Annotated in this window: 18 protein-coding genes; 12 read left to right on the forward strand and 6 right to left on the reverse strand. The window is 72.2% G+C overall.

Annotation, left to right across the window (positions count from 1 at the left end; translation table 11 throughout):
• Positions 1–77: 77 nt before the first annotated feature.
• The 3 genes from ACFY6S_RS05450 to ACFY6S_RS05460 all read right to left on the reverse strand — a co-directional run bounded on the left by ACFY6S_RS05450 (position 78) and on the right by ACFY6S_RS05460 (position 4780).
• Positions 78–1700, reverse strand: a complete 1623-nt coding sequence (locus ACFY6S_RS05450; protein WP_388823110.1) for an MDR family MFS transporter — start codon at positions 1698–1700, stop codon at positions 78–80.
• A 488-nt stretch (positions 1701–2188) separates the two neighbouring features.
• Entirely contained in the window at positions 2189–3400 is a 1212-nt protein-coding gene (locus ACFY6S_RS05455; RefSeq protein ID WP_388823112.1) for a glycosyltransferase, read from the reverse strand.
• A gap of 66 nt (positions 3401–3466) precedes the next feature.
• A complete protein-coding gene (locus ACFY6S_RS05460) occupies positions 3467–4780 on the reverse strand; it encodes a UDP-glucose dehydrogenase family protein (RefSeq protein ID WP_388823114.1) in 1314 nt (437 codons plus the stop codon).
• A gap of 263 nt (positions 4781–5043) precedes the next feature.
• Here ACFY6S_RS05460 and ACFY6S_RS05465 point away from each other — a divergent pair, with 263 nt between their 5' ends.
• Positions 5044–5700, forward strand: a complete 657-nt coding sequence (locus ACFY6S_RS05465) for a TetR/AcrR family transcriptional regulator (protein ID WP_388823116.1) — start codon at positions 5044–5046, stop codon at positions 5698–5700.
• A gap of 388 nt (positions 5701–6088) precedes the next feature.
• Here ACFY6S_RS05465 and ACFY6S_RS05470 read toward each other — a convergent pair whose 3' ends face one another.
• Positions 6089–6673 carry a hypothetical protein gene (locus tag ACFY6S_RS05470; protein ID WP_388823118.1) on the reverse strand — a complete coding sequence of 195 codons (585 nt, stop codon included), beginning with the start codon at positions 6671–6673 and terminating at the stop codon, positions 6089–6091.
• Between the two features lie 232 nt (positions 6674–6905).
• On the opposite strand from ACFY6S_RS05470, the gene ACFY6S_RS05475 reads away from it, so the two are divergent.
• From ACFY6S_RS05475 to ACFY6S_RS05490, 4 genes are all read left to right on the forward strand, one after another.
• Positions 6906–7415 carry a GNAT family N-acetyltransferase gene (locus tag ACFY6S_RS05475; RefSeq protein WP_388823120.1) on the forward strand — a complete coding sequence of 170 codons (510 nt, stop codon included), beginning with the start codon at positions 6906–6908 and terminating at the stop codon, positions 7413–7415.
• A gap of 332 nt (positions 7416–7747) precedes the next feature.
• Complete coding sequence (locus ACFY6S_RS05480; RefSeq protein ID WP_388823122.1) at positions 7748–8059, forward strand: hypothetical protein; 312 nt, start codon at positions 7748–7750, stop codon at positions 8057–8059.
• Positions 8060–8165: 106 nt separating this feature from the next.
• Positions 8166–8690: a hypothetical protein gene (locus ACFY6S_RS05485; protein ID WP_388823124.1), complete on the forward strand. Its 525-nt coding sequence runs from the start codon at positions 8166–8168 to the stop codon at positions 8688–8690.
• Positions 8691–8833: 143 nt separating this feature from the next.
• Complete coding sequence (locus ACFY6S_RS05490) at positions 8834–11599, forward strand: LuxR C-terminal-related transcriptional regulator (RefSeq protein WP_388823126.1); 2766 nt, start codon at positions 8834–8836, stop codon at positions 11597–11599.
• 163 nt (positions 11600–11762) lie between these two features.
• Here ACFY6S_RS05490 and ACFY6S_RS05495 read toward each other — a convergent pair whose 3' ends face one another.
• Complete coding sequence (locus ACFY6S_RS05495) at positions 11763–12989, reverse strand: cytochrome P450 (RefSeq protein WP_388823128.1); 1227 nt, start codon at positions 12987–12989, stop codon at positions 11763–11765.
• On the reverse strand, positions 12986–14245 hold the full coding sequence (locus ACFY6S_RS05500) for a glycosyltransferase (RefSeq protein ID WP_388823130.1): 1260 nt from the start codon (positions 14243–14245) through the stop codon (positions 12986–12988). The genes ACFY6S_RS05495 and ACFY6S_RS05500 overlap by 4 nt, the downstream gene beginning before the upstream one ends.
• A 437-nt stretch (positions 14246–14682) precedes the next feature.
• Here ACFY6S_RS05500 and ACFY6S_RS05505 point away from each other — a divergent pair, with 437 nt between their 5' ends.
• From ACFY6S_RS05505 to ACFY6S_RS05535, 7 genes are all read left to right on the forward strand, one after another.
• Positions 14683–16203 carry a flavin monoamine oxidase family protein gene (locus ACFY6S_RS05505; protein WP_388823132.1) on the forward strand — a complete coding sequence of 507 codons (1521 nt, stop codon included), beginning with the start codon at positions 14683–14685 and terminating at the stop codon, positions 16201–16203.
• A complete protein-coding gene (locus tag ACFY6S_RS05510; RefSeq protein ID WP_388823134.1) occupies positions 16200–19490 on the forward strand; it encodes a ferritin-like domain-containing protein in 3291 nt (1096 codons plus the stop codon). Before ACFY6S_RS05505 ends, ACFY6S_RS05510 begins: the two co-directional genes overlap by 4 nt.
• A gap of 57 nt (positions 19491–19547) precedes the next feature.
• On the forward strand, positions 19548–20804 hold the full coding sequence (locus ACFY6S_RS05515; protein WP_388823136.1) for a cytochrome P450: 1257 nt from the start codon (positions 19548–19550) through the stop codon (positions 20802–20804).
• A gap of 41 nt (positions 20805–20845) precedes the next feature.
• Positions 20846–21673 carry a methyltransferase domain-containing protein gene (locus ACFY6S_RS05520; RefSeq protein ID WP_388823138.1) on the forward strand — a complete coding sequence of 276 codons (828 nt, stop codon included), beginning with the start codon at positions 20846–20848 and terminating at the stop codon, positions 21671–21673.
• A gap of 85 nt (positions 21674–21758) precedes the next feature.
• The gene (locus tag ACFY6S_RS05525) at positions 21759–23198 is read left to right on the forward strand and encodes an NDP-hexose 2,3-dehydratase family protein (RefSeq protein WP_388823140.1); all 1440 of its coding nucleotides are present in this window, start codon (positions 21759–21761) and stop codon (positions 23196–23198) included.
• 1 nt (position 23199) lies between these two features.
• On the forward strand, positions 23200–24201 hold the full coding sequence (locus tag ACFY6S_RS05530; protein ID WP_388823142.1) for an NAD-dependent epimerase/dehydratase family protein: 1002 nt from the start codon (positions 23200–23202) through the stop codon (positions 24199–24201).
• 85 nt (positions 24202–24286) lie between these two features.
• The gene (locus tag ACFY6S_RS05535; RefSeq protein WP_388823144.1) at positions 24287–25396 is read left to right on the forward strand and encodes a DegT/DnrJ/EryC1/StrS family aminotransferase; all 1110 of its coding nucleotides are present in this window, start codon (positions 24287–24289) and stop codon (positions 25394–25396) included.
• The last annotated feature ends 12 nt before the right edge of the window (positions 25397–25408 follow it).

Below are 25408 nucleotides of genomic sequence, written 5' to 3' on the forward strand. Positions count from 1 at the left end.
GCAGACGTAGAGGCACTCCCTCCGGCTCGGCGCCCCCTCCGGCTCGGCCGCCTCTCCGGCTCGGTGGTCCTGCCGGCTCAGTCGTCCGACAGACTGGTGTTGGGCACCCGCCAGGCCGCGATCACGAACGCGGTGAGGCCGACGGCGGCACCGGTGAGGAAGACGACCTGCATGGCGCTGACGTAGCCCTCCAGGAAAGGCTGGGCGACGCGGGGGTCGAGGGCGCGGAGGAAGGCCGAGTCCTGAAGGCTGACGTGGCCGTCCGCCTGGAGCACGCCGTCCAGCGCGCGGGCGTTGTCGGGTTCATCGGTGAGGCGGCGGAAGGCCGGCTCGGTGAACGCGCCGGTGAGACGTTCGGTGATCCGGGTGCCCGCGAGGGAGAAGAGGATGGAGAGGAACGCGGCGGCGCCCACCGTCCCACCGTTGGAGCGGAAGAAGTTCACCGCGGCGGTCGCCGCACCCATGTCGCCGCGGGGCACTTCCGACTGCGCCAGTGTGGTGATGGTCTGCATCGCGGCACCGAGGCCGGCGCCCATGAACAGCATGCCGATCGAGACGTACCACAGCGGACTGTCCGCGCGGAGCGTCGCGAACACCAGCAGGGAGAGCGTCAACGACCCGATGCCCAGCACCAGATGGACCTTGAACTTCCCCGTCCTGGCCATCAGCCGCCCGACGATCAGGGTCACCGACACGTTCGCCACGACGGTGGGCAGTGTGGCCAGTCCCGCCCCCACCGGGCTCATGCCCTTTGCCAGCTGAAGGTAGAGCGGCAGGGTCGTCATGGTGCCGAACATGGCGATGCCGACGACGAAGTGCAGGACGGCTCCCAGCCGGAACGCCCGGATCCGGAACAGCCGTGGCGGCAGCAGGGCGGCATCCCCCATCCGGCGCTCCAGCAGTACGAAGACGGTCAGGCCGGCCAGTCCGAGCACATACGCGCCCAGCGCCGGGGCGGAGAGCCAGCCCCAGGACCGGCCCTGCTCGGCGACGACGAGCAGGGGGACGATGCCGATGGCCAGCGCCAGGGCCCCGCCGTAGTCCAGGCGGTGGCGTACGGGTTGGTGCGGGACGTGCAGCACCCGCAGGATCACCACGACGGCCAGCGCCGCCAACGGCACGTTGAGCAGGAAGATCCAGCGCCAGCCGTCGAGCCCGAGCAGCGTGGGCTGTGCCGCGAACACCCCTCCGACGAGCGGCCCGGCGACGCTCGCGCCGGCGAAGACCGCGGTGATGTAGCCCTGGTACCGGCCGCGTTCCCGGGGCGAGGTGAGGTCGGCGATGATCGTCATGGCGAGCGACATCAGCCCGCCGCCGCCGAGGCCCTGCACCGCGCGGAAGGCCGCCAGCTCGTAGATCGACGTGGCGAAGCCGCACAGCAGCGAGCCCGCGGCGAACAGCACGATCGCCCACAGATACACCGGGCGGCGGCCGTAGATGTCGGAGAGCTTTCCGTACAGCGGGGTGGCGATGGTGCCGGTGACGAGGTAGGCGGTCGTCACCCACGCCTGCGCCGTCAGCCCGTGCAGGTCGTCGGCGATGGTGCGCAGCGCGGACGAGACCACGGTCTGGTCGAGTGCCGCCAGGAACATGCCGAGCATGAGCCCGGACAGCACGGTGACGATCTGCCGGTGTTCCAGGCGCGCGGGCCCCTCGGGAGCGTCCTTGGCGCCGGTCGGGGCCGCTTCGGAGGCGGTCATGCCGTTCCCTCCGCGCAGGCCACGACGCCCGGAGCGCCGTCGCCGGCCCCGTGGGTCGGGGACGGTATCCGGCGGGGCACGGCCTTCGTCGCCGTGCGGAGGCGCGGGCCCGTACCGGCGGCCGGTGTCAGGGCCTCGGTGACGGTGGTGGAGGTTGGGGGAGGCGGCACGGGAACCCTTTTCGCTGCGTGTGCGTGCTGTGGACGGGGCGGGGCGGGCGGGGGCAGGCGGAGAGACGGGAGGAGGGACGGGCGTGAAGCCCTCCCGGCCGGGGCCCGCGGGCTCGGTCCGGGCCGGGAGGGGGAAGGGCGGACTGCCGGACGGAACGGCGCGAAGCCGGCCCGGCGCGAGGCCCGTGGGTGTCGAGGCCCATGGGTGCCGATGCGCGGCAGTGTGCGACGGTGTGCCGTGTACGTCGGTGCGTCGTGTACGTCGGTGTGCCGTGTACGTGTGCCGTGTATGTCGGTGTGCCGGCGTGTGACGCGGTGTCAGACGATCTTCTGTAGATCGGTCACGGCGCTGTCGATCTCCGGCAGTGTCAGCATCGCCAGCCTGGCCGCACGTGCCCTGGCCAGAACGCCCGGGTCGGTCAGCGTCTCGCGTACGGTCGTGGTGATGCCGTCCGGGGTGGTGTCGGTGACCTCCCGGCCGAGACCGAGCTGCTCGACGCGGCGCGCGTTGGCCATCTGGTCGCCGAACTGGGGCAGCACCGCCATGGGGGTGGCCGTACGCAGCGACTCCCGGATGCTGTTGAAGCCTCCGTGGGTGAGGAACGCGTCGACGGACTCCAGCAGCAGGGGCTGCGGCACCCGGTCGGTGACGTGCACGTGCGGCGGCAGTCCTTCGGTGTCCGCCGGGAGGCCGGAGGTGGCGACGACGACGGTGCACTCCTCCAGCCGCGACACCGCCTCGATCATCGACCGCAGCGTCCCGACCGGGTCCGGCATCGGGAACGGCTGCTCCTGGTTCCCGTCGGCTGTCAGCTCCCTGATCTTCGGGAGGGCGGTACCGAGGGCGGCGAGTACCAGGGGGCGGTCGGTGGGCAGTTGCGCGAACCACTGCGGCAGGACCGAGACGCGGTCCACGGTCACGCTCTGCCGGTAGGCATACGACGAGGGCAGATGCTCGGCGAACGAGAAGGCCGGCGGTACGTAGTCGATGCGGCCGTGGGGGACGATCGACAGCGGGTCGTCCTGGACGGCCAGCCCGAGTTCCTCGCGCAGGGCGTTGAGGCCGGGCAGCAGTTCGGCGGGGTCGATGAGGTTGCTGGTGCCCGACGGGGTGGGCAGGTGCGGGATGCCGAGGTGTTCCGCGATCAGGCAGGCGCTCATGTCCATGCCGTCGCGCAGGATGAGGTCGGGCCGGAACTCCCTTGCCACCGGGAGGACTTCATCCCAGTGCTTCTTGGCCATCGGGCCGGAGATGACGTGGAACATGAGGCGGCTCATGGCGTCGCGCGGCTCGCTGCCGTCCTCGGTCGCCCGTGCCACCCGCTCGGCCAGTTCGGGTGTGATGAAGGACTGCGGAGTGGTTTCGCCGATGGCGGCGGCCACCCGGACATCGTCCTGCTGGAACACGGAGGCGAGGGCCGGGGTGGTGGCCACGAGCACCTCGTGCCCGGCCGCCGCCAGCGCCCGGGCCAGCGGTAGCTGTGCGCGGCCGTGGGAGGGACTACCGATCGTGGTGAACAGTACGCGCACGACAAGCCTTTCTTCGGGCTCAGGAGACTGGGGAAGGGGGGAAGCGTGAAGATGGAGGGGGCGCCGTCAGCGCGCCATCGCCAGCGGGCGGCCGATGCCCTCCGAGGTCAGCCCGGCACTGTCGAGCCGTGCGGGGTCGAGGATGTTGCGGAAGTCGTAGACGAGCGGCGTGTCCAGCCGCCCGGCGACGGCCTCCCAGTCCAGGTCGCGGAATTGGGGCCACTCGGTGAGGACGACACAGGCGCGGGCCCCCTCCACCGCGTCGAGCGGGGTGCCGGTGATGGTGAGCAGATCGCCCAGATCGGGCCGGAGTTCGCTGAGAGCGGGGTCGTAGGCGGTCAACTCGGCTCCGCGCTCGCGCAGTTGGCGGGCGATGGCCAGGGCGGGTGAGTCGCGCAGGTCGGAGGTGCCTGCCTTGAAGGTGAGACCGAGCAGTCCGATCCGGACCCCGCGCAGCGAACCGTCCGGCCCGGCGCACGCCGCGACCACCCGCTCGACAAGCCGACGCTGGTGTTCGACGTTGGTCTCGATGGCGGCCCGCAGCAGCGGGAACTCGACGCCGGACTCCTCGCAGACGCGCAGCAGCGCGTGCGTGTCCTTGGGCAGGCAGGAGCCGCCCCATCCGGGTCCCGGCTTGAGGAAGGCGCCGCCGATGCGCGGGTCGTGTCCGATGCCGGCGACGACGTCGTCGATGTTCGCGCCGAGCCGTTCGCAGAGCGTGGCGAGGTTGTTCGCGAAGGACAGCTTCATCGCGAGGAAGAAGTTCGCCGCGTACTTGGCGAGTTCGGCGCCGGCGGTGTCGGTGAGCACCCGCGGCGCGTCGACGGCCGCGTAGAGGTCGGCCACCCGCCGGGCCGCCTCGGCGTCGGCGGCACCCACCACGATCCGGTCGGGGTGGAGGAAGTCGTCCACGGCGTGTCCCTCGCGGAGGAACTCCGGGTTGCTCACCACGGTCACGTCGGGGCGGCGGAGCAGAGCCGCGACGCGCTCGGCGGTGCCGACCGGCACGGTGGACTTGTTGACCACCGTGCAGCCGCGCGGCAGGCGGTCCCGGACCTCGTCGGCGACCGCCTCGACCGCGGCCAGGTCGGCGGCGCCTCCGACGCCCATCGGAGTGGGCAGGCAGAGGAAGACCACCTCGGCCTCCTCGACGGCCGCCCGGGCGTCCCCCACGAACCGGAGACGGCCGGAGTCCAGCCCCTCGCGGACCGTTTCCGGCAGGCCCGGTTCGAGGATGTCGACCTCTGCCCGCCGGAGCCGTTCGACCTTGCGCGCGTCCGCGTCCGCGCACACCACCCGGTGTCCCAGGGAGGCCAGACAGGCGCCGGTGGTCAGTCCGACGTAGCCGGTTCCTATGACTGCTATATGTCGAAATTCCATGAGAACAACCGATTCTTCTCGTTCGGGCACCGGCATCACCGTGGGCCGGCGCCTCGGCCGCGTCATTGGCAGGGGGGAAGGGGCCCGACGTCTCGTCGGGCCTGTGGTCGAAGGCGGGTTCCGGTGGTCAACGGCCCGCGTCCACAAGCTATTTGGATCAAAAAATATTTGTCAACGATCGATGACATTGGTTGGCGGCTTTTGGACAGTCTGGGCCGGGACCGGGAGCATGTACGGAAAACGGCCCGACGGAGGAGAACCAGATGGAGAGAACCGACGAGGCGAAACGGGACGGCTCCGGCCGCTCCTCGCCCCGCAGATACGACTCCGCGGGCACGCGGGCGGCTCTGGTGAGCGCTGCCGCCCGGTGCTTCGGGCGGTGTGGATACGAGGGCACCAGCATCCGCGACATCGCCCGGGCCGCCGATGTCGACGCCGCGCTCGTCTACCGTTACTTCGGCTCAAAACAGGGGCTGTTCGCGGAGGTTGTGAGCAGCGGTACCGCCGTGTTCGCACCCCTGTGCGACCTGCCGCTGGAGGACGTGGCGGAGTGGGTTCACCGGATGGCCTTCGAAGGCCCGGCAGAAGACGAAACGCCCCATCCGGTGCTGACGATGCTCCGCTCGCCCAGCCGGGAGGAAGGCGTCGGGCGCATGCACGCCGACGTGACCGAGGTCTTCTCGCGCAACTTCGCCAGACGCCTGGACGGACCCGACGCCGAGGTCCGCGCCGAACTGCTGGCGGCGCTGGTGCTGGGGGTGGTGCTGATGCGGCTGGCGGTCCAGCCGCCCGCGCTCAGCTCCGCTCAGGACGCGACCGTGCTGCCCTATATCAAGGGGGCCGTCGACTCGCTGCTACAGCCGGGCGGGGCGAGGAAGGGCGCGGTTGAAGGATGCTGGTGCGAGGGGTCGGAGCCGTAACGGCCGACCGGGGCGTCCCCGTCGCCCTCCGCCGGGGCTGCGGGTGCGCGGGATGGCCGCCGGCCCGCCCGATCGGCCACCCGGTGGCGCACGAATGCCTTGACCGCCGGGGCAAGGAGACCGTGAGAGCTGTGGCAGGGAAGCCGAGGCGAGGAAGCCGCCGCGGGAAGCGGGGGAACAGACACAGCAGCACCCCGCTTCACGGGGAGCCCGCGCGACGGGGTGCGTACCGCTCAGTGGAGTCGTGGCCGCGGAGGACGTCGGTGTCCGGTGTGCCCCGGTGGCCGGTGCGCCTGCCCGGGAGGCGGTCTCCGAGGCGGGATCCCGCCCCCGGACGCGAGGTGACGATGCCGTTGCTCGTTCGGACGTGCCGTACGCGGGCAGCGGTCTAACAGGTGGGGATACCGGAGCTGAGGCTCCTCAGCTTGTCGTCGATGATCCACCGGTCCCGCTGTCCGGCGAGCTGGTACCAGGTGTGCCGGTCACCGGTGCCCTTGCACGCGAGGTGGACCGTCTCGGTCTCGTAGACCAGGCCCCACTCCTCGGAGCCCCGCCTCTTCTCCTTGAGGATGTCCGCGTACCGGGATCCCGTGACGATTCCCGTGTGGCCGGCCGGCTCGGTGACGGGGCACGCGGGGATGCGCGGGGAGACGGTGTCGAACGCGTCGTCGATGATCCACCGGTCCTTCTGTCCCGCGAGCTGGTACCAGGTGTGCCGGTCGCCGGTGCCCCTGCACGCGAGGTGGACCGTCTCGGTGTCGTACACCTGGCCCCACTCCTCGGCGCCGGCCCTCTTCTCCTTGACGATGTCCGCGACATCGGAGCCGATCACCCCGGTGTACTCCACCGCCGCCGGTCCCGCGACGTTCCCCGCTCCGCTCCCGGCCGCCGATGCCGAACCGGCTCCGCCGGCGGTGAGCGCCAGCGCCGCCAGGACAGCAAATACCCTTGCCGTACCGCGCAGTTCATTCATGATTTCCCTCATTTCCTTCAGGAAGTGGGACTTCCTCCTCTTTATGGCAGCCGTATCGGGTCCCGCGCGACGGTGTTGCCGAGAGGTAACGTTCATCCGTCACCCGTATGCAGTCAGGTCCCACCCGTCGCACACCTGGGCATCCGCCGACACACACGCCCCGAACGACGCCCGGCTGCCCACCGGTCCGCCGCAGCGGCCGCCCGAGCCCGCCCCCTCACCGAGGAGTCCTGTGACAGACATATCCACGCGCCTCGCGGACACCACGGACCGCTCCACGGTGGAGCGGCTGTGGCTGATGTACCGCCATGACATGTCCGAGTTCGAGGCTGTGCTGCCCCACCCTGACGGAACCTTCCGCGCCGACCGGCTCCACAAGGCGTTCTCCGAGCCCGGCTGGGCGCCGTACCTCCTGATGAGCGGGGACAGACCGGCCGGCTTCGCCTTCGTCCGCGGCTTGACCGGCCCGACGCGCGTGCTGAACAGCTTCTTCGTGGTGCGCGGCGCGCGGCGGGCCGGAGTCGGGCTGCGGGCCGTTCAGCAGCTCATGGCCAGGCACCCGGGTCCGTGGGAGATCGCTTTCCAGGACACCAACACGGGCGCGGCGCGCTTCTGGCGCCGTGTCGCCACGGAGACCGTCGGCGACGCGTGGACCGAGGAGCATAGGCAGGTGCCGGGCCGGCCGGACCTGCCCCCTGACACCTGGATCTCGCTCAACGCTCCCGCGGAGGTGCGCGACTGAGCGCGGCGGTCGAGGTGGCCGGTCCTCGCGTCCGGCGGCAACTCCCGCGCCCCCGGCCCCCCGTCGCGGGATTTCACGGTTCCGGTGGGTACGCGGGGCGCCGGGGGGCGCGTGGAGGTGCGGGCCGCGACGGGTGTGCTGCTAGCGCCGTGGAGCGACCTGTTGTACGCGGTGGTTTCCGAGCGTCAGCCGTGCCAGCCTGGGAAAGTCACTCCATGGAGTCGATCACTCTCCCGCAGTAGTCGTCGCGGGGCGCCCGCCCCGCTTCCGCATCGCATCGGCGGACCCCGCCATCGCCGGACGACGCCTCGTCCCGGTCCGAAAGGAGCTTCATGAAGCGCATCGCCCTGTGCACGGCCGTCGTGGGTACGGCCGCCGCGCTCGCCCTGGGAACCACCACCAGCGCGTACGCGGCGTCCGGCACCTTCGCCTACACCCAGACCAACGGCCAGCTCGCCCTCCTCGAAAACCCGGTGACCGGCAAGTGCTACAACGTCACCGGCATCAAGAACACGCTCAACAAGACCGACGCCTACGCCCTGTTGTACGCGGAGCGGAGCTGCGCCGGCACTCATGCCGTGGAGCTCGACCCCGGCGCGCAGCACTACGAGGCGGAGTTCAAGAGCGTGAAGTTCATCGGCTGACCCGTCGCCCGGCCGGCCCGTCACCCCGCGACGGGCCGGCCCCGGCCCGGGTCCCGTGCGGCCGGGCCGCGTGGCAGCACCTACCGCTCGCCGAAAGGAACACCGGGTGCCGATCTCTCGCGCCGTGCCGACCGCGCTCGCCCTCGCTCTGTCCCTGACAATGCCTGTCGGTCCCGCCACCGCGGCGAGCGGCTCCTTCACCTACACCCCGCCCCCGGCAGAGCACGCCCTGACCGACCCGCCTCCCCGTTGCCACGTGTCCCCCGGTGGCATCGCCGTCGACAACCTGACCGACCAGGGCGTCGAGCTTTTCACCCACCCGAACTGCTCCGGTATCCCCGTCACGGTCGCCCCGCACGCGTGGAAGGACCACGTCGCCTTCGAGAGTCTGCGCGTCGTGCGGCAGGCCGGCGGGACGCTCGTCTACGCCACGCGCTCAGCCCCGAAGACGCTTCCGAAGCCGCCCCTGGGCCACTGCGAGAACGTCGCCGGTGACGGGCTCCTCCTCAACAACACCGACGCCACCGCCCTCCTCTACGGCTTCAAGAACTGCCCCGGGACGGCCGCCCACGCCGTCGCCCCCGGCGCCCACCTCGACGCCACCTTCCAGAGCGTCAAGTTCGTCGAGTGAGGGAGCAGCTGGACCAAGTGGAGCAGCGGACCGACTGACTGAGATTCGTGATACGGAGCCTCATGGGTCCTCACGCACGGCCGTCACCGCAGGTGCGCGGGCGGGAACAACAGCTGGCGCAGGTGACCGCGAACCTGCACGGCGTGACCAGTACACGGCGGAGCCGGGTCCTCCTCGTGGAGGCGGCGTCCGGCGCGGGCAAGACCCGTCTGCTGGCCGAGGCGGCCGGCCTCGCCGACAGGAGCGGTTTCACGGTCCTCAACGGCGTCCCGGTGGGCCCCGATGCCTCCGCCGGGGCGGCGCCGACAGCTGCCGGTGCCCGCCCTCACCCGCCGGGCACCGGCGCCGGCGGGCTCCACCACCCGAGCGCGTCGGCCGCGATCGGGGCGGCGCGGGCATGGCTGCGCGACGACGCGGAACACGTCCGCGCCGTCGTCGCGCTCGACGATCTGCATCTGGCGACCCTCCCCGACCTGACGGCCCTGTGCGATCTCGTCGTGGCCCTGAGCGGTCGTCCGGTCCTCTGGCTGCTCGCCTTCACGCCGGACGGGGACCCCACGCCGTACGAGCCGGTGAAGACCTGTCTCGGCATCCTCCGGGGCAGGGTCCCGGTCGAGCCCGTGCGGGAGTTGGGGCCGCTCCCGGTCGACGCGTTGGCGCACCTGGTCACCGACTGCACCGGCGCCGCCCCCGGCCCGGCGCTCCTCGCGCTGGCGGAGAGCGTCAACGGCACGCCCCGGGCGGTGATCGAGCTGGTGCGCGGGCTTGTGGAGGACGGCGACATATGTGTGGTCGACGGCATCTCACGGCTGCGGCCCGACTCCCCCGGCAACGCCTCCGCCGGGACCGGTGGGGGTATGCCGGCGTCCGTACCGAAGCGTTTCTCCGCGCTGGTCCAGAAGGAACTGCGGTCGCTCTCCCCACCCACCATGAAGGCGCTCAGGCTGGCGGCGGTGCTCGGATCGCCGTTCGCGCCGGAGGATCTGTCGGCCCTGCTCGGTGAGGCACCGGTCGGCCTGCTGGCAGCGGTGGACGAAGCGGTCGGCCGGGGGCTTCTGGTCTGCGGTGAGCGGGACCTCGCGTTCCGCAGCGGGCCGATCCGGCGGGTACTGCTGGACTCCGTGCCGCCGCCGGTGTGCGCGCTGCTGCGCCGGCAGGCGGCGGAGATGCTGCTGGCGCGTCCCGACGGCGTCGCGCGCGCCGCCCTCCAACTGGTGCACATCGCCCAGCCCGGCAACGCGGAGGCCCTGGGCGTCATCGCCGCGGGAGCCGGCGAGCTGCTGGCCACCGATCCGCCGTCCGCGGCGTGGCTGGCGACCCGCGGTATGGAGCTGCTGCCCTCCGGGCACCCCGAGCGCGTGCGCCTCGCGCGGACCGCTGTCGACGCGTTCGCCCGAGCGGGCGACCTGGACCGGGCCGTCGCCCTGTCCAAGGAGACGATCGACGAGACGACCGGCCGCGCGGCCCCGGGTCCGACGGAGCCGGCCGGAGACATCGCGGCACTGCGAGCGTCGATGTCGACCGCGCTGCTCCTCCGGGGGGACACCCGCGCGGCGCGCCGGGCGGCACACGAGGCGCTCGCGGCACGGGAGGGCGGACCCCAGCTCCCGGAAGCCGTGATCACCCACCTCGCCGCCTCCTACCTGAGCGGCGACGGCACCGCGGTCGACCGGGCGCGGAAGATCGTCGGCGCGCCCGACCGCCACCCGAGGACCGTGCGGATCGGCGCGCTGACCTTCCACGCGTTCAGCCAGTGGCGCGACGGCCGGGTGGGCGAGGCGGTGGCGACGCTGCGGGCGGCCGTCGCGCTCGACCGCGAGGGCGGGGACGCGCAACTCCTCGATCCACGCTGGTTCCTCGCCTTCGCGCTCACCAAGACCGACGAGTACGAGGAGGCGGCGGCCGTCATCCAGCGCTGCGCCCGGCCGGCCCCTCCGGAGGTGAGGACGCTGGCCGCCGTCGTCCCGGCCCTGCTCAGGGCCCCGCTGCGGCTCGCCCAAGGGCACCTGGACGAGGCCGAGGCGGCGGTGCGGGGCGGTACGGGAGGGGACGGCCCGTACCTGCCGATGCTCGCCCCGCAGGCATGGCTGGTGCTGGCCCTCGTCGCACTGCGCCGGGGCGCGCTCGCCCAGGCCGAGGATCACACCAGGACCCTGGAGAAGGACTTCCCGCAGGATTCCCCCAGCCCCTGGTGGGCCGCGCGCCGGCTGCTGAACGCGCAGCTGGCCCAGGCCCAGGGGGGTTCGCGGGCGGCGGCGGAGATGCTGGCGGAGATCGGGACGAACGCGGGTGCGCTCCGCGACCTCCTGCTGGAGGACGCGGCGGCAGCGGCGTGGTGTGTGCGTTGCGCGCTCGCGGCGGACCGGCCGGACATCGTGCGGACGGTGGTCGGGACGATGGAGTACCTCCGTACGCACAACCCGGACGTTCCCGCCGTGCTGACCTCGGCCCTGCACGCCCGCGCGCTCGCCGAGGGCGACGTGGACGCCCTGGCCAGGGCGGGCCGGCAGCACCGCAACCCGTGGGCGCGGGCGGCGGCGGCCGAGGACCACGGCGGGCTGCTGCTCGACCGCGGCGACCACGCGGCCGCGATCGTTGAGCTGGACCGCGCGTTGGACGCCTACGGCGCGCTCGGCGGCGAGCGGGACGCCGCGCGTGTACGGGCCCGGCTGCGCCGGCTCGGGGTGCGGCGCCGGCACTGGACGCGCGCCAAGCGTCCGGACTCCGGCTGGGAGAGCCTCACCAGGACCGAACGGAAGGTGGCGGAGCTGGTGGCCGACGGCCTCACCAACCAGCAGGCCGCACGGCATCTGTACATCTCCCCGCACACGGTGGGGTTTCATCTGCGGCAGATCTACCGCAAGCTCGGCATCCGCTCCCGGATGGGTCTGGTGAGGTTCAGGACGTAACACCGCTGCCCGGCGCCGCGGCCACGCCGGAGCGGTTACGGACCGGGCGCCGCTCGGCTGCCGGACCTGTCCGTCCGCGCCGTACCCCTGCCCCGGCCCGCCCCGCCCCGCCCTCCTTCCGGCTCTCCTTGCTCCGCGCCCCTCTCCCGCACGGCCGCCGTCCTCAGAACAGCGTGGCGGGCAGGACGCTCATCCGGCGGATCATCCACTCCGACTCCCACTCGACGGCGGTCCCCGTGCTCAGTCGCGCCTCCGGGAACCGGCGCAGGAACCCGCGCACCGCGATCTGTGCCTCCAGCCGGACCAGCGAGGCGCCGATGCAGTAGTGCATGCCGAGGCCGAACGTGAGGTGCCCGTGCCCCTGGCGGTCCGCGGCGAAGCTGTCGGCCTCCTCGCCCGGGTTCCGGTTCGCCGCCGCGATGCTGACCTGCACCGGGGCGCCCTTGGGAATCAGATAGCCGCCGAGATCGATGTCCGTGGTGGCGAAGCGCCAGGTCGGATGCGGAAACGGCGGGTGCACCCGGAGGGTCTCCTCGACCCACGCCTTGATCTCCTCCTCGGTCCGCGGCCGTTCCTCCGGCGGCCTGCGCAGCGCCTCGTAGAGCGACGCGGAGATCAGGCTCCCGGTCGTCTCGTAGCCGGTGATGATCATCCCCAGTGTCCAGACGATGACCTCGCCCTCGGTGACGGCCGCGTCCGGTCCGTCGGAGGAGGCCAGCAGACCCGTGATCACCCCGTCGTCCAGCGGAGCCGGGTCGCGCACCCAGCCCTCGACCGCCCCGTACAGCGCCCCGACCGCCTCGGTGCGCGCCGGATAGTCGGAGGAGTAGAGCATGACGTCGGTGATGGCGCGCAACTGCCGTTCCGCCTCGGGGGGCAGGCCGAGCATCTCGGAGATGAACGCCAGCGGAATCCGGTGGGTGTAGTCCGTCACCACATTGACCTCGGCGGACTCACCGGAACGGGAGCGCGCCAGCTCGTCCAGGAATCCGTCGACCTTCACACTGACCCGCGCGCCCCACCTCTCGGTGTTGCGCGGGCTCAGGACCGGCGCGTGCAGCCGCCGGATCCGCGCGTGGTGCTCACCATCGCTCATGATCATGGCACGGGCGTATTCGGGGTCCGGCTGCGATCCCACCATCAGGCCCGGCCGGCGCATCCAGTCGGGGACCAGCGAGACGTCCTTGTCCAGCTGCGGGTGGGTGAGCGCGGCACGCACCAGCTCCGGGTCGCACACGACCCAGGCGTGGTGGTCGAGGTAGGGAATCCGGACGACCGGCGCCACCCGTGCCGCCGCCAGCAGTTGCGGCATGCAGTCGAAGGGGCCCGGGTCCGTCGGCATGGTCGTCTCGGGGGGTACTGCCAGGCCGGTCTTCGTCGTGACGTTCAACGTGTGACACCTCCGGTGGGAATCTGGCCCTGAAAGTCGGCCAGGGACTCGATGAGTTCGGCGGCCCGTCGCGGGGCGTCGCGGCTTCGGTGCTCCTCGGCGAGCGCGCGGGCCCGCCGCAGGTAACGCCCGTCGTTCAGTACGGTGGTCACCGCGTCGCGCAGGCCGGCCTCCGACACGGCCCGCCGTCCGAGGACCACACCGGCCCCGGCCCACTTGACCCGCGCGGCCACGTCGGGGTTCTCCTCCGAGCGCGGCGCGACGACCAGGGGCACCCCCTGGGCGAGGGCCGCGTTGACCCCGTTGTAGCCACCGTTGGTCACCATCACGTCCACGTGCGGCAGCAGATGGTGGTAGGGGACGAACCGCTCCAGCCGGACGTTGTCCGGCAGTGGCCGCAGCCGCTCGACGGCCGGATCGCTCCCGGTGGTGACCACCACGAGCACGTTCCGGTCGGCCAGCGCCCGGACGGCGGGGACGAGCAGCCAGTCGACGTCGTTGGCTGTGGTGCCCTGGGTGATCAGCACCACCGGCCGGCTGCCGTCCAACTCCCCCCACCAGTCGGGCGGTTCGAAGTCCTCCGGGCGAAGTCCGAGAAGCCCGCCCACGAAGTGGGTGCCCGGGAGCAGATCGCTGCGGGGGAACTCGAAGGACGGCACGGTGCTCATCAGATAGAGGGCCGGTGGGCGCGCGATGTTGTCCATGGCGCCCGTACTCAGCCGCTCCAGTGACACCAGAGCCCGGGTCCGGTCGGCCTCCAGCCGCAGGTCCCGCATCGCCACCTGGTTCCCCAGGAACGCGAGCAGCGCGTTGCGCACCCGCCCGAGCGGCGTCGAACTCGGCTGGAACCCCCGGCCGAGCGGGGCGGTGTCCCTGCTGCCGAGGATGTAGACCGAATTGCTCAGCCAGGCCAGCGGAATGCCGGTGCGCTCGGCGGCGAAGCACGCTCCGTAGCACATGTCGTCGGCGAGCAGGCAGTCCGCCGGGAACCGTTCCAGCACGGCCAGCAGGTCCTCCATCTGGCCCGGTGCGGTCCGGTAGAAGATGTCCCGGACGCCGATCTTGAAGCTGAGGATCCCGGTCAGCCCGGCGTGGGCGGGGAAAGCCTCCTCCCTGCTCCTGCCGCCGAAGTCGAGCCCGGCGTCCATCGGTTCGAACGACGCTCCGGTCCGCTCCACCTGCGCCTGGAAGGCCCGGCCCGTGTACCAGCGCACCTCGTGGCCGCGCCGGGCCAGTTCGCGTGCGACCTCGAGCATGCTGACGATGTGCCCCGGTGCCGGTGTGGTAGCGATCAACACGCGTGTCAACGTCGCCTCCCTCGGGTTCTCGTGTCACCGTTCACGCCGATCGGTCCGGACAGTCACGGCTCGGTCCGCGCACTCCGTCCGTACCCGTGGCGACGGTCGGTGCGGCCACGCCCGCCAGCATCGCCCCGCTCCGGCCGCCGCGCGCCGGTGCCGGGAAAAGCCCGCGCGTTCGCGTGGGATGACGCGGCGACGACGCCTCGATCGCGCCGGCGGATCCCTGACCGAACCACCCGAGTAAGGGCCCACCGGGTGATACGGGCGTCCGGCCGCCGCGCGGACAATGACGGACAGGCAATCCCCGGCATCGCCCTTCCGGGACCGGAAAAGGCGCTGGCGTCATCCAGGACATGCTCCCGGCCTCAGAATTCGCGTACTGGAGGAAATCTGTGACGGCACCCTTACAGGAGATCGACATCGACGGGCCGGACAGCGCCCCCGGCGGACCGAAAAGGATCACCGTCCTGGGCGCCGGTATCGCCGGACTGGTCGCGGCATACGAACTGGAGCGCCTCGGACATCACGTCCAGGTCATCGAAGGAAGCCACGAGATCGGCGGCCGCATTCACACCCATCGCTTTCCCGGTGGCGGCCGACCGGGTCCAATCGCCGAGCTGGGCGCGATGCGCATCCCCGCCGGGCACCGGCTGACCATGCATTACATCGCCGAACTGGGACTGCAGAACCAGGTACGGGAATTCCGGACGCTGTTCTCGGACGACGCCGCCTACCTGCCGAGTTCCTCGGGATATCTACGGGTGCGCGACGCGCACGAAACGCTCGTCCAGGAATTCGCCGCCGGACTGCCCGACCGGCGGTACCACGACAACACCCTGCTTTTCGGCGCCTGGCTGGACGCCAGTCTGCGGGCCATCGCGCCGCGTCAGTTCTACGACGGGTTGCACGACGAGATAGGAGTGGAACTGCTCAACCTCGTCGATCACATCGACTTGACGCCGTACCGGTGCGGCAACGCGGGAAACCGAATCGATCTGCACGCCTTCTTCGCCGACCATCCGCAGGTGCGGTCGTTCTGCCCGCCGCGCCTCGAACGGTTCCTCGACGATGTGCTGGACGAGACCAGCTCCACGATCGTACGGCTGCGGGACGGGATGGACGCCCTTCCCCGGCGGCTCGCCTCGCGTATCCGGGGGGAGATCCTGACCGGCCGCGAGGTGGTGGGCATCGACGTCCGGGACGAGGCGGTGATCCTGCGGATCCGCCGGGGCGTCAGGGAGTTCACCAAGAGCTGCGACTACGTGGTGTGCACCATCCCGTTCACGGTGCTCAGGAAGATGCGGCTGACCGGCTTCGACCAGGAGAAGCTGGACATCGTCCACCAGACGAAGTACTGGGCCGCGACGAAGATAGCGTTCCACTGCCGCGAGGCGTTCTGGGAGAAGGACGGGATCAGCGGGGGCGCGTCCTTCACCGGCGGCCATGTGCGGCAGACCTACTACCCGCCCGCCGTCGGGGATCCCGCGCACGGTGCGGTGCTGCTCGCGAGCTACAGCATCGGACCGGACGCCGACACGCTCAGCCGGCTGACCGAGACCGACCGGAACGCGCTCATCATCAAGGAACTGAGCGTCATGCACCCCGAGTTGCGCCGGCCGGGCATGGTCCTGAGCATGGCGGGCCTGGACTGGGGGACGCGCCGGTGGTCCCGCGGGGCGGCGACGGTCCGCTGGAACCAGGAGGCCGCTCTCCGCGAGGCGGAGCGACGGGAGGCGGCCCGGCCGCAGCGGGGGCTCTCCTTCGCCGGTGAGCACTGCTCGTCGAAGCCCGCGTGGATCGAGGGCGCGATCGAGTCGGCGATCGACGCCGCGCACGAGATCGAGTGGTACGAGCCGCGCGCGAACCATGTGTTCGCCGCCACCCGGCCGTGCCGGTCCGAGGAGTCCGCGTGAGCGTCTTCGACCTGCCCCGGCTGCACTTCCGCGGCGTGGCGACGACCCATCTGCCCACCGGCCCGCGCAGCGGTCTCGTCGACCTGGCGACGAACACGGCGTTGACGGCGGACGGGGCGCCCTTCCCGGCGGACCGTCCGCCCGCCGAGTACCACGACTACCTCGACTGGTCGGGGCCCCGCTTCGACAGCAAGGGCCGCCCGGCGCCCGACGGGCCGTTCAGCGCGGCCAAGGGCGAGGACTTCGCCGGCAACGGGCATTTCTCGATCGACGCGCGGATCGTCAGCGTCGAGGGCCGCGCCGGCGCCGTCGACACCGCCGACCCGGTGGTCGGGCGCGGCGTCGACATGTGGGGGCACTACAACGAGTACCTCGCCACCACGGTCAACCGGGCCCGGGTCTTCGATGTCGATCCGTCCTCCGACTGGACCACGACGCTGATGGTCGGACAGTTCTGCTTCGGGCGCGCCGGCCGCTCCCACGACGTGGGGTACGCGGCCACCGGAGCCGTCCACGGCTTCCACCCCCCGAGGTGGCACAACGCCGGCCATGTCGGCGGCGTCGGCGGGCGGTGGCCGGCGAAGCGGCTGAGCCGTTCCGTGGTGCACCAGTTCGTCACCGAGCGCGGGGAACTGACCTGGCTGGACGGGGTGGACGGCTCCGCGGCGGTGCGGCGGCTGCGGGCCGCCGTCGGCGCAGCGGGGTCCGGCGGCCTGGTGGTGCAGTTCGCGCTCAGCCACATGTCCGCCCCGGACGTGCCCGACCGGCCGAGCCGGTGGCAGCTGCGCGGGACGATCGCCCCCTGGCGCCCGTGGGAGCCGCGCACCTACCCGGCCGGCCGGCTGCTCGTCCCGGACCGCCGGGTGGCCGGCCGGCCCGTTCGCGGGGCGCACAACCTCTCCGTCGAGCTGACGGACGAACACGTCACCCTGAACATGATCACCGCGCTGCCCGTCTCCGGCCCGGCGGGCGAGCGCGGGAGCGGGGCCCCGGCCGCTCCCCCCACGCCGGTCGACCTCGGCGATCTCGAACTGCGCACGGCGGACAGCGACCGGCTGGTGGCCCGGGTGCCCCGGCAGGCGTACCTCGGGGCGGAGTACGCGCTGACCTGCGGCCTGGTGACGGTTCCCGCCGAGCTGCCGGCGAGCGCGGCGGCCGGGGAGGCGCTGTGCCTGGTGGGCACCGGCCCCGGCCGCCCGGTGACGCGTCTGCGCGAGAAGGAGATCAACGTGCAGGTCGACGACGCCTGCCTCTTCCTGGAGCATCCCCGGGACGCGGACGACGCGGACCACGATGTGGAGGTGCCGGTGCGGTCCTTCGTACGGGGCCGGCCCGGCGCCGTCGGCGAGATCGGCGTACGGCAGTTCTTCAACCCCGGTGCCCTGCCGCGCCATCCGTCCGCGCGCGCCCCCGGCGCGCGGTGCTCCGACATCGACATCGTCCGGCTGCGCGCGGGCCGCCGGGACGCGGGCGGCGCCTGGTCGAGCGCCTGCGTCGTGGCGACGGACCGCGCGGGCCGCGGGTGGTTCACCGTGCGGGGCGCGTCGGCCGGCACCGCCCGGGTGCTGCTGTCCACCGGCGCCGACGACCTGCCCTGCGACCCGGACCTGCCCGGCTCCGCCGCCGCCGGCCACGACCACGACGACGCGCTCGGCTACTGGTCCGGCGCCGGGTACGTGTCACTGCGGGTGCTGCCCGACGACTGGCGGCTGGCCGGGATCGGCCGGGACGAGGTGACCTTCGACCTGGTGTACACGGAGGTCTTTGCGTATTACGAGCAGCTGTACTCCTTCATGAAGGCGGAGGTCTTCAGCCTGGCGGACCGGTGCAAGGTGGAGACGTACGCGAAGCTGATCTGGCAGATGTGCGACCCGCGCAACAAGGCGAAGACCTACTACATGCCGCCGACCCGGGATCTGTCCGAGCCGAGGGCGCGCCTCCTGCTGACGTACCTGCGGGCCCAGCAGGTGCCGGACGAGGTCCTCCTGACGGTCCCGGCGGCCGGCCGGGCGAGCGGGCGGATCACCACCCGCGGCCACCTCGTCGAGGCGCTGCGCGACGCGGCGGCGATCGAACTGGCCGTCATGCTCCAGTACTTGTACGCGGCCTACTCGGTGCCCACGCACGGCGCGGGTCTGGAGTACGTGCGGCGGGGCGTGTGGACGCCCGAGCAGCTCCGGCTGGCCTGCGGCGACGGCGGGGAGACCCTCGACGAGGGCATCCGCAGCATGCTGCTGACCATCGCCCGCGAGGAGATGATCCACTTCCTCCTCGTCAACAACATCATCATCGCGGTGGGCGAGCCGTTCCACGTGCCCCGGATCGACTTCGGCACCGTCAACCACGAACTGCCGGTGCCGCTGGACTTCGCCCTGGAGGGGCTGGGTCCGGGCAGTGTGGAGCGGTTCGTCCTGATCGAACGGCCGGCGGACCTCGTCGGCGAGGTCCGGCGGGGCGGTACGGCACCGGCCCCCGCGTCCGACGACGAGCGGCACCCCTACGCGTCGCTGAGCGAGCTGTACGCGGAGATCAGGGAAGGGCTGCGGCGCGTCCCCGATCTGTTCCTGGTGGACCAGGGCAGAGGAGGCGGCGAGCACCACCTCTTCCTGCGGGAGTCGATCAACCGGCGCCATCCCGACTACCAGTTGGAGGTCGACGACCTCTCCAGCGCGCTGTACGCGATCGACGTCATCGCCGAGCAGGGAGAGGGAGGGGTGCTCGGGCCCCGCGTCGCCGAGGACTCGCACTACGCGTCGTTCCTGCGGATCTCCGATCTGCTGCGCGGCGCGCCGGCCGCGCGGACGCGGCCGGGCGGCGAACGGTGGAATCCGGCCTATCCCGTCCTGCGGAACCCGACGCTCACGCGGGGGAACCCGGCGACCGGGACGGTCACCGATCCGGACGCCCGGTCGGTCATGGAGCTGTTCAACCGCTCGTACTTCATGGCGCTCCAGCTCATGGCCCAGCACTTCGGTGAGCGGCCGGACGGGAGCCTGCGGCGGTCCGACCTGATGAACGCGGCGATCGACATGATGACGGGCCTGATGCGCCCGCTGGCGGAGCTGCTGGTGACCCTGCCGTCGGGGCGCCGGGGCACGACCGCCGGGCCGTCGTTCGAACTGGCCGAGCAGCCCGCGCCGGTGTCCCGCCCGGACGTGGCCCGGCGCGGGATCGCGCTGCGCCTCGACCATCTGGCGGCGGCGTGCGGCAAGCATCCCCTGGTGCCCGACCGGGTGGGGGAGATGAGCGCGTTCTGGGCCGACCACTTCCGGCTGCCGCGCCGCTAAGGGCTGTCCCGTAATGCCCGGAGCGGCGACGCCACACCGCCAACCGAAGGAGACCGCATGCCATCCGCGACGCTGCCGCGGTTCGACCTCACAGGCTGGGACAAGAGGGACATCGCGCACCCGTACCCGGTGTACCGGCGCTACCGGGAGAGCGCGCCCGTCCATCGCGGGGCCTCGGGCGCGGGCGGGCCGGGGACCTTCTACGTCTTCTCCCACGACGAGGTCGTGCGGGTGCTGACCGGCTCCGGTTTCGGCCGGGACGCGCGGGTGGCGGCCGACGACGCCGATGTGGTCCCCGTGCCCGTTCCCGCCGAGTACCGGGCGCTGCGGGCCATCGTCGAGAACTGGCTGGTCTTCCTGGACCCGCCGCGCCACACCGAGCTGCGCTCCCTGCTCGGCAGGGAGTTCTCGCCCTCGGTCGTCACCGGTCTGCGGCCCCGGATCGCACGGATCGCGCAGGAGCTGCTGGAGCGGCTCGGGCCGTGCCGGGGGGCCGATCTGGTCGAGGGGTTCGCGGCGCCGTTCCCCATCCTCGTCATCTCCGAGCTGCTCGGCATTCCCCCGGAGGACCACACCTGGCTGCGGGTCAACGCGATGGCCCTCCAGGAGGCCAGTACCAGCCGGTCGCGGGGCGGTACGGGCGGCTACGCGCGCGCCGAGGCGGCTTCCCGGGAGTTCGCCGGCTACTTCCGGCGGGAGGTGCGCCGGCGGCGCGGGGACGACCGCGGGGACCTGCTCACGCTTCTCGTACGTGCCCGGGACGGTGGTGCGCCGCTGACCGTGGACGGGATCGTGGGGACCTGCGTCCACCTGCTCACCGCCGGACACGAGACCACCACCAATTTCCTGGCGAAGGCGGTGCTGGCACTGCGGGCGCACCCCGCGGTCCTGGACGAGCTGCGCGGCGCTCCCGAGCTGATCCCGGCGGCGGTCGAGGAGCTGCTGCGCCACGATCCGCCGGTGCAGGCGGTGACGCGCTGGGTGTACCGGGACACCCGGCTCGGCGGGTACGCGGTGGAGCGGGGCAGCCGGGTGGTGGCCCTGCTGGGTTCGGCGAACCGGGACCCGGCGCGCTTTCCGCGCCCCGACGACCTGGACCCGCACCGTCCCGCCGACCGGCATCTGGGGTTCGGGCTCGGCATCCACTACTGCCTCGGCGCGACGCTGGCCCGTGCCGAGGCCGAGATCGGGCTCACCGCGCTGCTGCACGGCCTTCCCGGGCTGAGCCGGGGCGGCCACCAGGTGGAGTACGCCGACGACATGGTCTTCCACGGGCCGACGCGTCTGGTCCTCACCCCGCCCGACCTCCCGTGACCCGCGGTGGCCCACCGGCACCGCACGAAAGGCAGACACCCATGACACAGCAGTCCGACACCGCCACCGATTCCGTCGGCCGGGCGTACGACACGTTCGCCGACGCCGGTGCCACCACCGCCCTCGGCGGCAACATCCATGTGGGCTACTGGGACGGCGACGACGAAGCGCCGATCGCCGAGGCCACCGACCGCCTCACCGATCTCGTCGCCGGCCGTCTCGCCCCGGCGCCCGGTCAGCGGCTGCTGGACGTGGGCTGCGGCAACGGCGATCCGGCGCTGCGCCTCGCGGCGGCGCACGAGGTGCGCGTGACCGGCATCACCGTCAGCCGGCAGCAGCTCGCCCAGGCGTCGGAGCTGGCGGCCGGTTCCGAGGTGCGCGACCGGGTCTCGTTCCTGCTCGCGGACGCCATGGACCTGCCCTTCGAGGACGGCTCGTTCGACGGGGCGCTGGCCATCGAGTCGCTGCTGCATCTGCCCGACCAGGCCGCCGGCCTGGCACAGATCCACCGTGTGGTCCGCCCCGACGGCCGGCTGGTCATCGCCGACCAGTGCCAACGCCGGCCGTTCACCGGTGCCGACCGGGCGCTGCTGGACGACATGCTGCGTGTCTACGAGATCGCCGGTATCAACACGCCGGACGAGCACCGCGCGCGGCTGGCCGAAGCCGGCTGGGAGCTGCTGGAGCTGACGGACGTCGGCGAACGGGTCCGGCCCAGCTACGGGCATGTCGCCGCCGCCTTCCGTGAACTGGCCGCTTCCCTCGACCCGTCGGGGGCGGAGCGGATCGGCGCGGCGGCCGACCTGATGGAGGCGTTCGGGAAGCACCCGTACACCGGCTACGTACTGATCACCGCGCGGCGGTCCTGATCCGGCGACCGTGGCCGGCCGGGCGTGCGACGGCCGGCGAACACACCGTTTCCGTTCTCGATGTCCCGCAGACAGGGAGCCCCCGATGTCGTCCAGCCTCATCCCACCGCCGGCCGCGGCGCACCGTGCCGCGGTGCGTCCGCGCGCGGACCGCGAACAGGCCGACCGAATCGCCGTGTCGGCCGCGACCGGTCACGGGGCGCAGCTGCGGACCGAGGAGGTCCGCGACTGGCTGGCCGAGCGCCGCCGGGCCCATGTCTTCCACGTGGAACGGGTGCCGTTCGCGGCGCTGGACGAGTGGTGCTTCGAGGACGGCACCGGCAATCTCGCCCACCGCAGCGGGCGGTTCTTCACCGTCGAGGGCATGCATGTGGTGGAACGCGACGGGCCGCACGGCGACGGCCCCCGCCGGGAGTGGCAGCAGCCGGTCATCAGACAGCCCGAGGTGGGCATCCTGGGCATCCTGGCCAAGGAGTTCGACGGGGTGCTGCACTTCCTGATGCAGGCCAAGATGGAGCCGGGCACCCCCAATCTGTTGCAGCTCTCGCCGACCGTGCAGGCCACCCGCAGCAACTACACCAGGGCCCACCGGGGCACGGACGTGAAGCTCATCGACCGTTTCTTCCGGCCCGACCGGGACCGTGTGCTCGTCGATGTCCTCCAGTCGGAGCAGGGCTCGTGGTTCTTCCACAAGTCCAATCGCAACATGGTCGTCGAGACCCGCGACGAGGTGCCGGCGCCGGACGACTTCTGCTGGCTCACCCTCGGGCAGATCGCCGAACTGCTGCATGTGGACGACCTGATCAACATGAATGCCAGGACCGTGCTGTCCTGTCTGCCGTACCGGGACCGGACACCCGGCGCGCTGCTCTCCGATCTCCAGCTCTTGTCGTGGTTCACCGGCGAGCGCTCCCGGCACGACGTGCGCGCCCACCGCATCCCGCTCGCCGACGTGCGCGGCTGGCGGCGGGGCACCGGGGCGATCGAGCACGAGTACGGCCGCTACTTCAGGATCGCCGCCGTCTCCGTACGGGCCGGGAACCGTGAAGTGGTCAGCTGGACACAGCCGTTGCTCGAACCCGTCGGGGTGGGGATCGCGGCGTTCCTGGTGCGCGACATCGGTGGGGTACGGCATGTGCTGGTGCACGCGCGGGCCGAGGGCGGCTGTCTGGACACGGTCGAGCTGGCCCCTACCGTGCAGTGCACTCCCGGCAACTACGCCCACCTGCCCCTGGAGAACCGGCCGCTCTTTCTCGACGCCGTACTCAACGCCCCCTCGTCGCGCATCCGTTACCAGGCCGTGCACTCCGAGGAGGGCGGGCGGTTCCTGAACGCCAGGAACCGTTATCTCGCCGTGGACGCCGTCGGGGCCGAGGCCGCGCTCGATCCGCCCCCGGGTTACGCGTGGGCGACCCCGGCGCAGCTCAGCGCCCTGACCCGGCACGGTCACTATCTCAACGTGGAGGCCCGCACCCTGCTGGCCTGTCTGAACGCCGGGGCGGCGCGGCTCCGGGAAGGGGTGTGACATGGAGCGCGTAGCGTCGGCGGACCGGCCGCTGATCACCGTGCTGGGCGCCTCGGGATTCGTGGGTTCGGCCGTGGCCCGGGCGCTGGCGCGCCGCCCGGTCCGGCTGCGGGTGGTGGCGCGCAGGCCGAGCGCGCCCGATCCGGGGCCGGCCGAGACGAGCGTCGTCACCGCCGATCTCACCGACCGGGCGGCGCTGGCCGAGGCGGTCGCGGGATCGGACGCGGTGGTGCATCTGCTGCTGGCGGACGGCGGGTGGCGGGCGGCCGAGAGCGAGCCGGGGGCCGAGCGTGTGAACGTGGGGGTGATGCGGGACCTCGTCGCGGTGCTGCCGCCGGACACCGGGGGCGGTGTGCCGCCGCTGGTGGTGTACGGCGGCGCCGCCTCGCAGGTCGGCACACCGCCGCGGGAGCCCCTCGACGGCAGCGAGCCCGATCGCCCGGAGACCGCGTACGACCGGCAGAAGCTGACGGCGGAACACCTGCTGCTGAAGGCCACATCCGAGGGGCGGGTGCGCGGCATCAGTCTGCGTCTGCCCACGGTGTTCGGTGCGGGTGCGGCGCCCGGCGCCGCCGACCGCGGTGTCGTGTCCGCCATGATGCGGCGGGCGCTCGCCGGCGAGCCGCTCACCATGTGGCACGACGGCACGGTACGGCGCGATCTGGTCCATGTCGACGATGTGGCGGCGGCGTTCACGGCGGCGCTCGACCGGCCGGACGCCCTGGTGGGCGGCCACTGGCTGATCGGCGCCGGCCGGGGCGACGCGCTCGGCGACGTCTTCCGGCTCGTCGCCAGGACCGTGTCCGACCACACGGGCCGGCCCCCGGTCCCGGTCGTGTCCGTGACTCCCCCCTCGCACGCTCCCGTGACGGACTTCCGGAGCGTGACCATCGACTCCGCCCCGTTCCGGGCGGCCACCGGCTGGCATCCCACGACATCGCTGCCGGACGGGGTGCGCCGCACGGTCGCCGCACTGGCCCGGCAGTCGGACGGGGGCCGGTGAGGGAAACCCCTGCGATGCGCACACACCCACCGCGAACGTCCGGCCGGTGCACGGCCGTTCGTCACCGTTCCGGAAAGGCTGGTACATGACCACGCGTGTATGGGACTACCTGGCGGAGTACGACGCCGAGCGTCAGGACATCCTCGACGCCGTAGAGACGGTCTTCGATTCGGGGCAGCTCGTGCTCGGCGAGAGCCTGCGCGGCTTCGAGACGGAGTTCGCCGCCTACCACGGCGTGGGCCACTGCGTCGGTGTCGACAACGGTACGAACGCGATCAAGCTCGGGCTCCAGGCGCTGGGCGTCGGACCGGGCGACGAGGTGATCACGGTGTCGAACACCGCGGCGCCGACCGTGGTCGCCATCGACTCCACGGGCGCCACCCCCGTCTTCGTCGACGTCCGCGCGGACGACTTCCTGATGGACACCGGCCAGGTCGCGGCGGCGATCACCGAACGCACCCGGTGCCTCCTTCCGGTGCATCTGTACGGGCAGTGTGTGGACATGGCCCCCCTGAAGGAGCTGGCCGACCGGCACGGGCTGGCCGTTCTGGAGGACTGCGCCCAGGCGCATGGGGCCCGGCAGGACGGCACCCTCGCGGGCGCCACCGGTGACGCGGCCGCTTTCTCCTTCTACCCGACCAAGGTCCTCGGCGCGTACGGCGACGGCGGCGCGACGCTCACCTCGGACCAGGCCGTGGCACGCCGGCTGCGACGGCTGCGGTACTACGGCATGGACGACCGCTACTACACGCTGGAGACGCCCGCCCACAACAGCCGTCTGGACGAGGTCCAGGCCGAGATCCTGCGGCGCAAGCTCAGGCGGCTCGACACCTATGTCGCCGGACGCCGGGCCGTCGCACGGCGCTACGCCGACGGCCTCGCCGGCACCGGTCTCGGACTTCCGCGCACGGCTCGGGGCAACGAGCACGTGTACTACGTGTACGTGGTGCGCCACCCCCGCCGGGACGACATCATCGAGCGCCTCAAGGTCTACGACATCCACCTCAACATCAGCTATCCGTGGCCGGTGCACACCATGTCCGGATTCGCCCATCTCGGCTACGCGGAGGGCTCGCTGCCGGTCACCGAGGCGCTGGCCGGCGAGATCTTCTCGCTGCCGATGTACCCCTCGCTCTCCCGCGACCTCCAGGACAAGGTCATCCACTCCGTGCGCGAGGTGCTGACCACGCTCTGAACACCCCGCCGA

This window comes from Streptomyces sp. NPDC012835 (assembly GCF_042900885.1).
Lineage (GTDB): Bacteria > Actinomycetota > Actinomycetes > Streptomycetales > Streptomycetaceae > Streptomyces.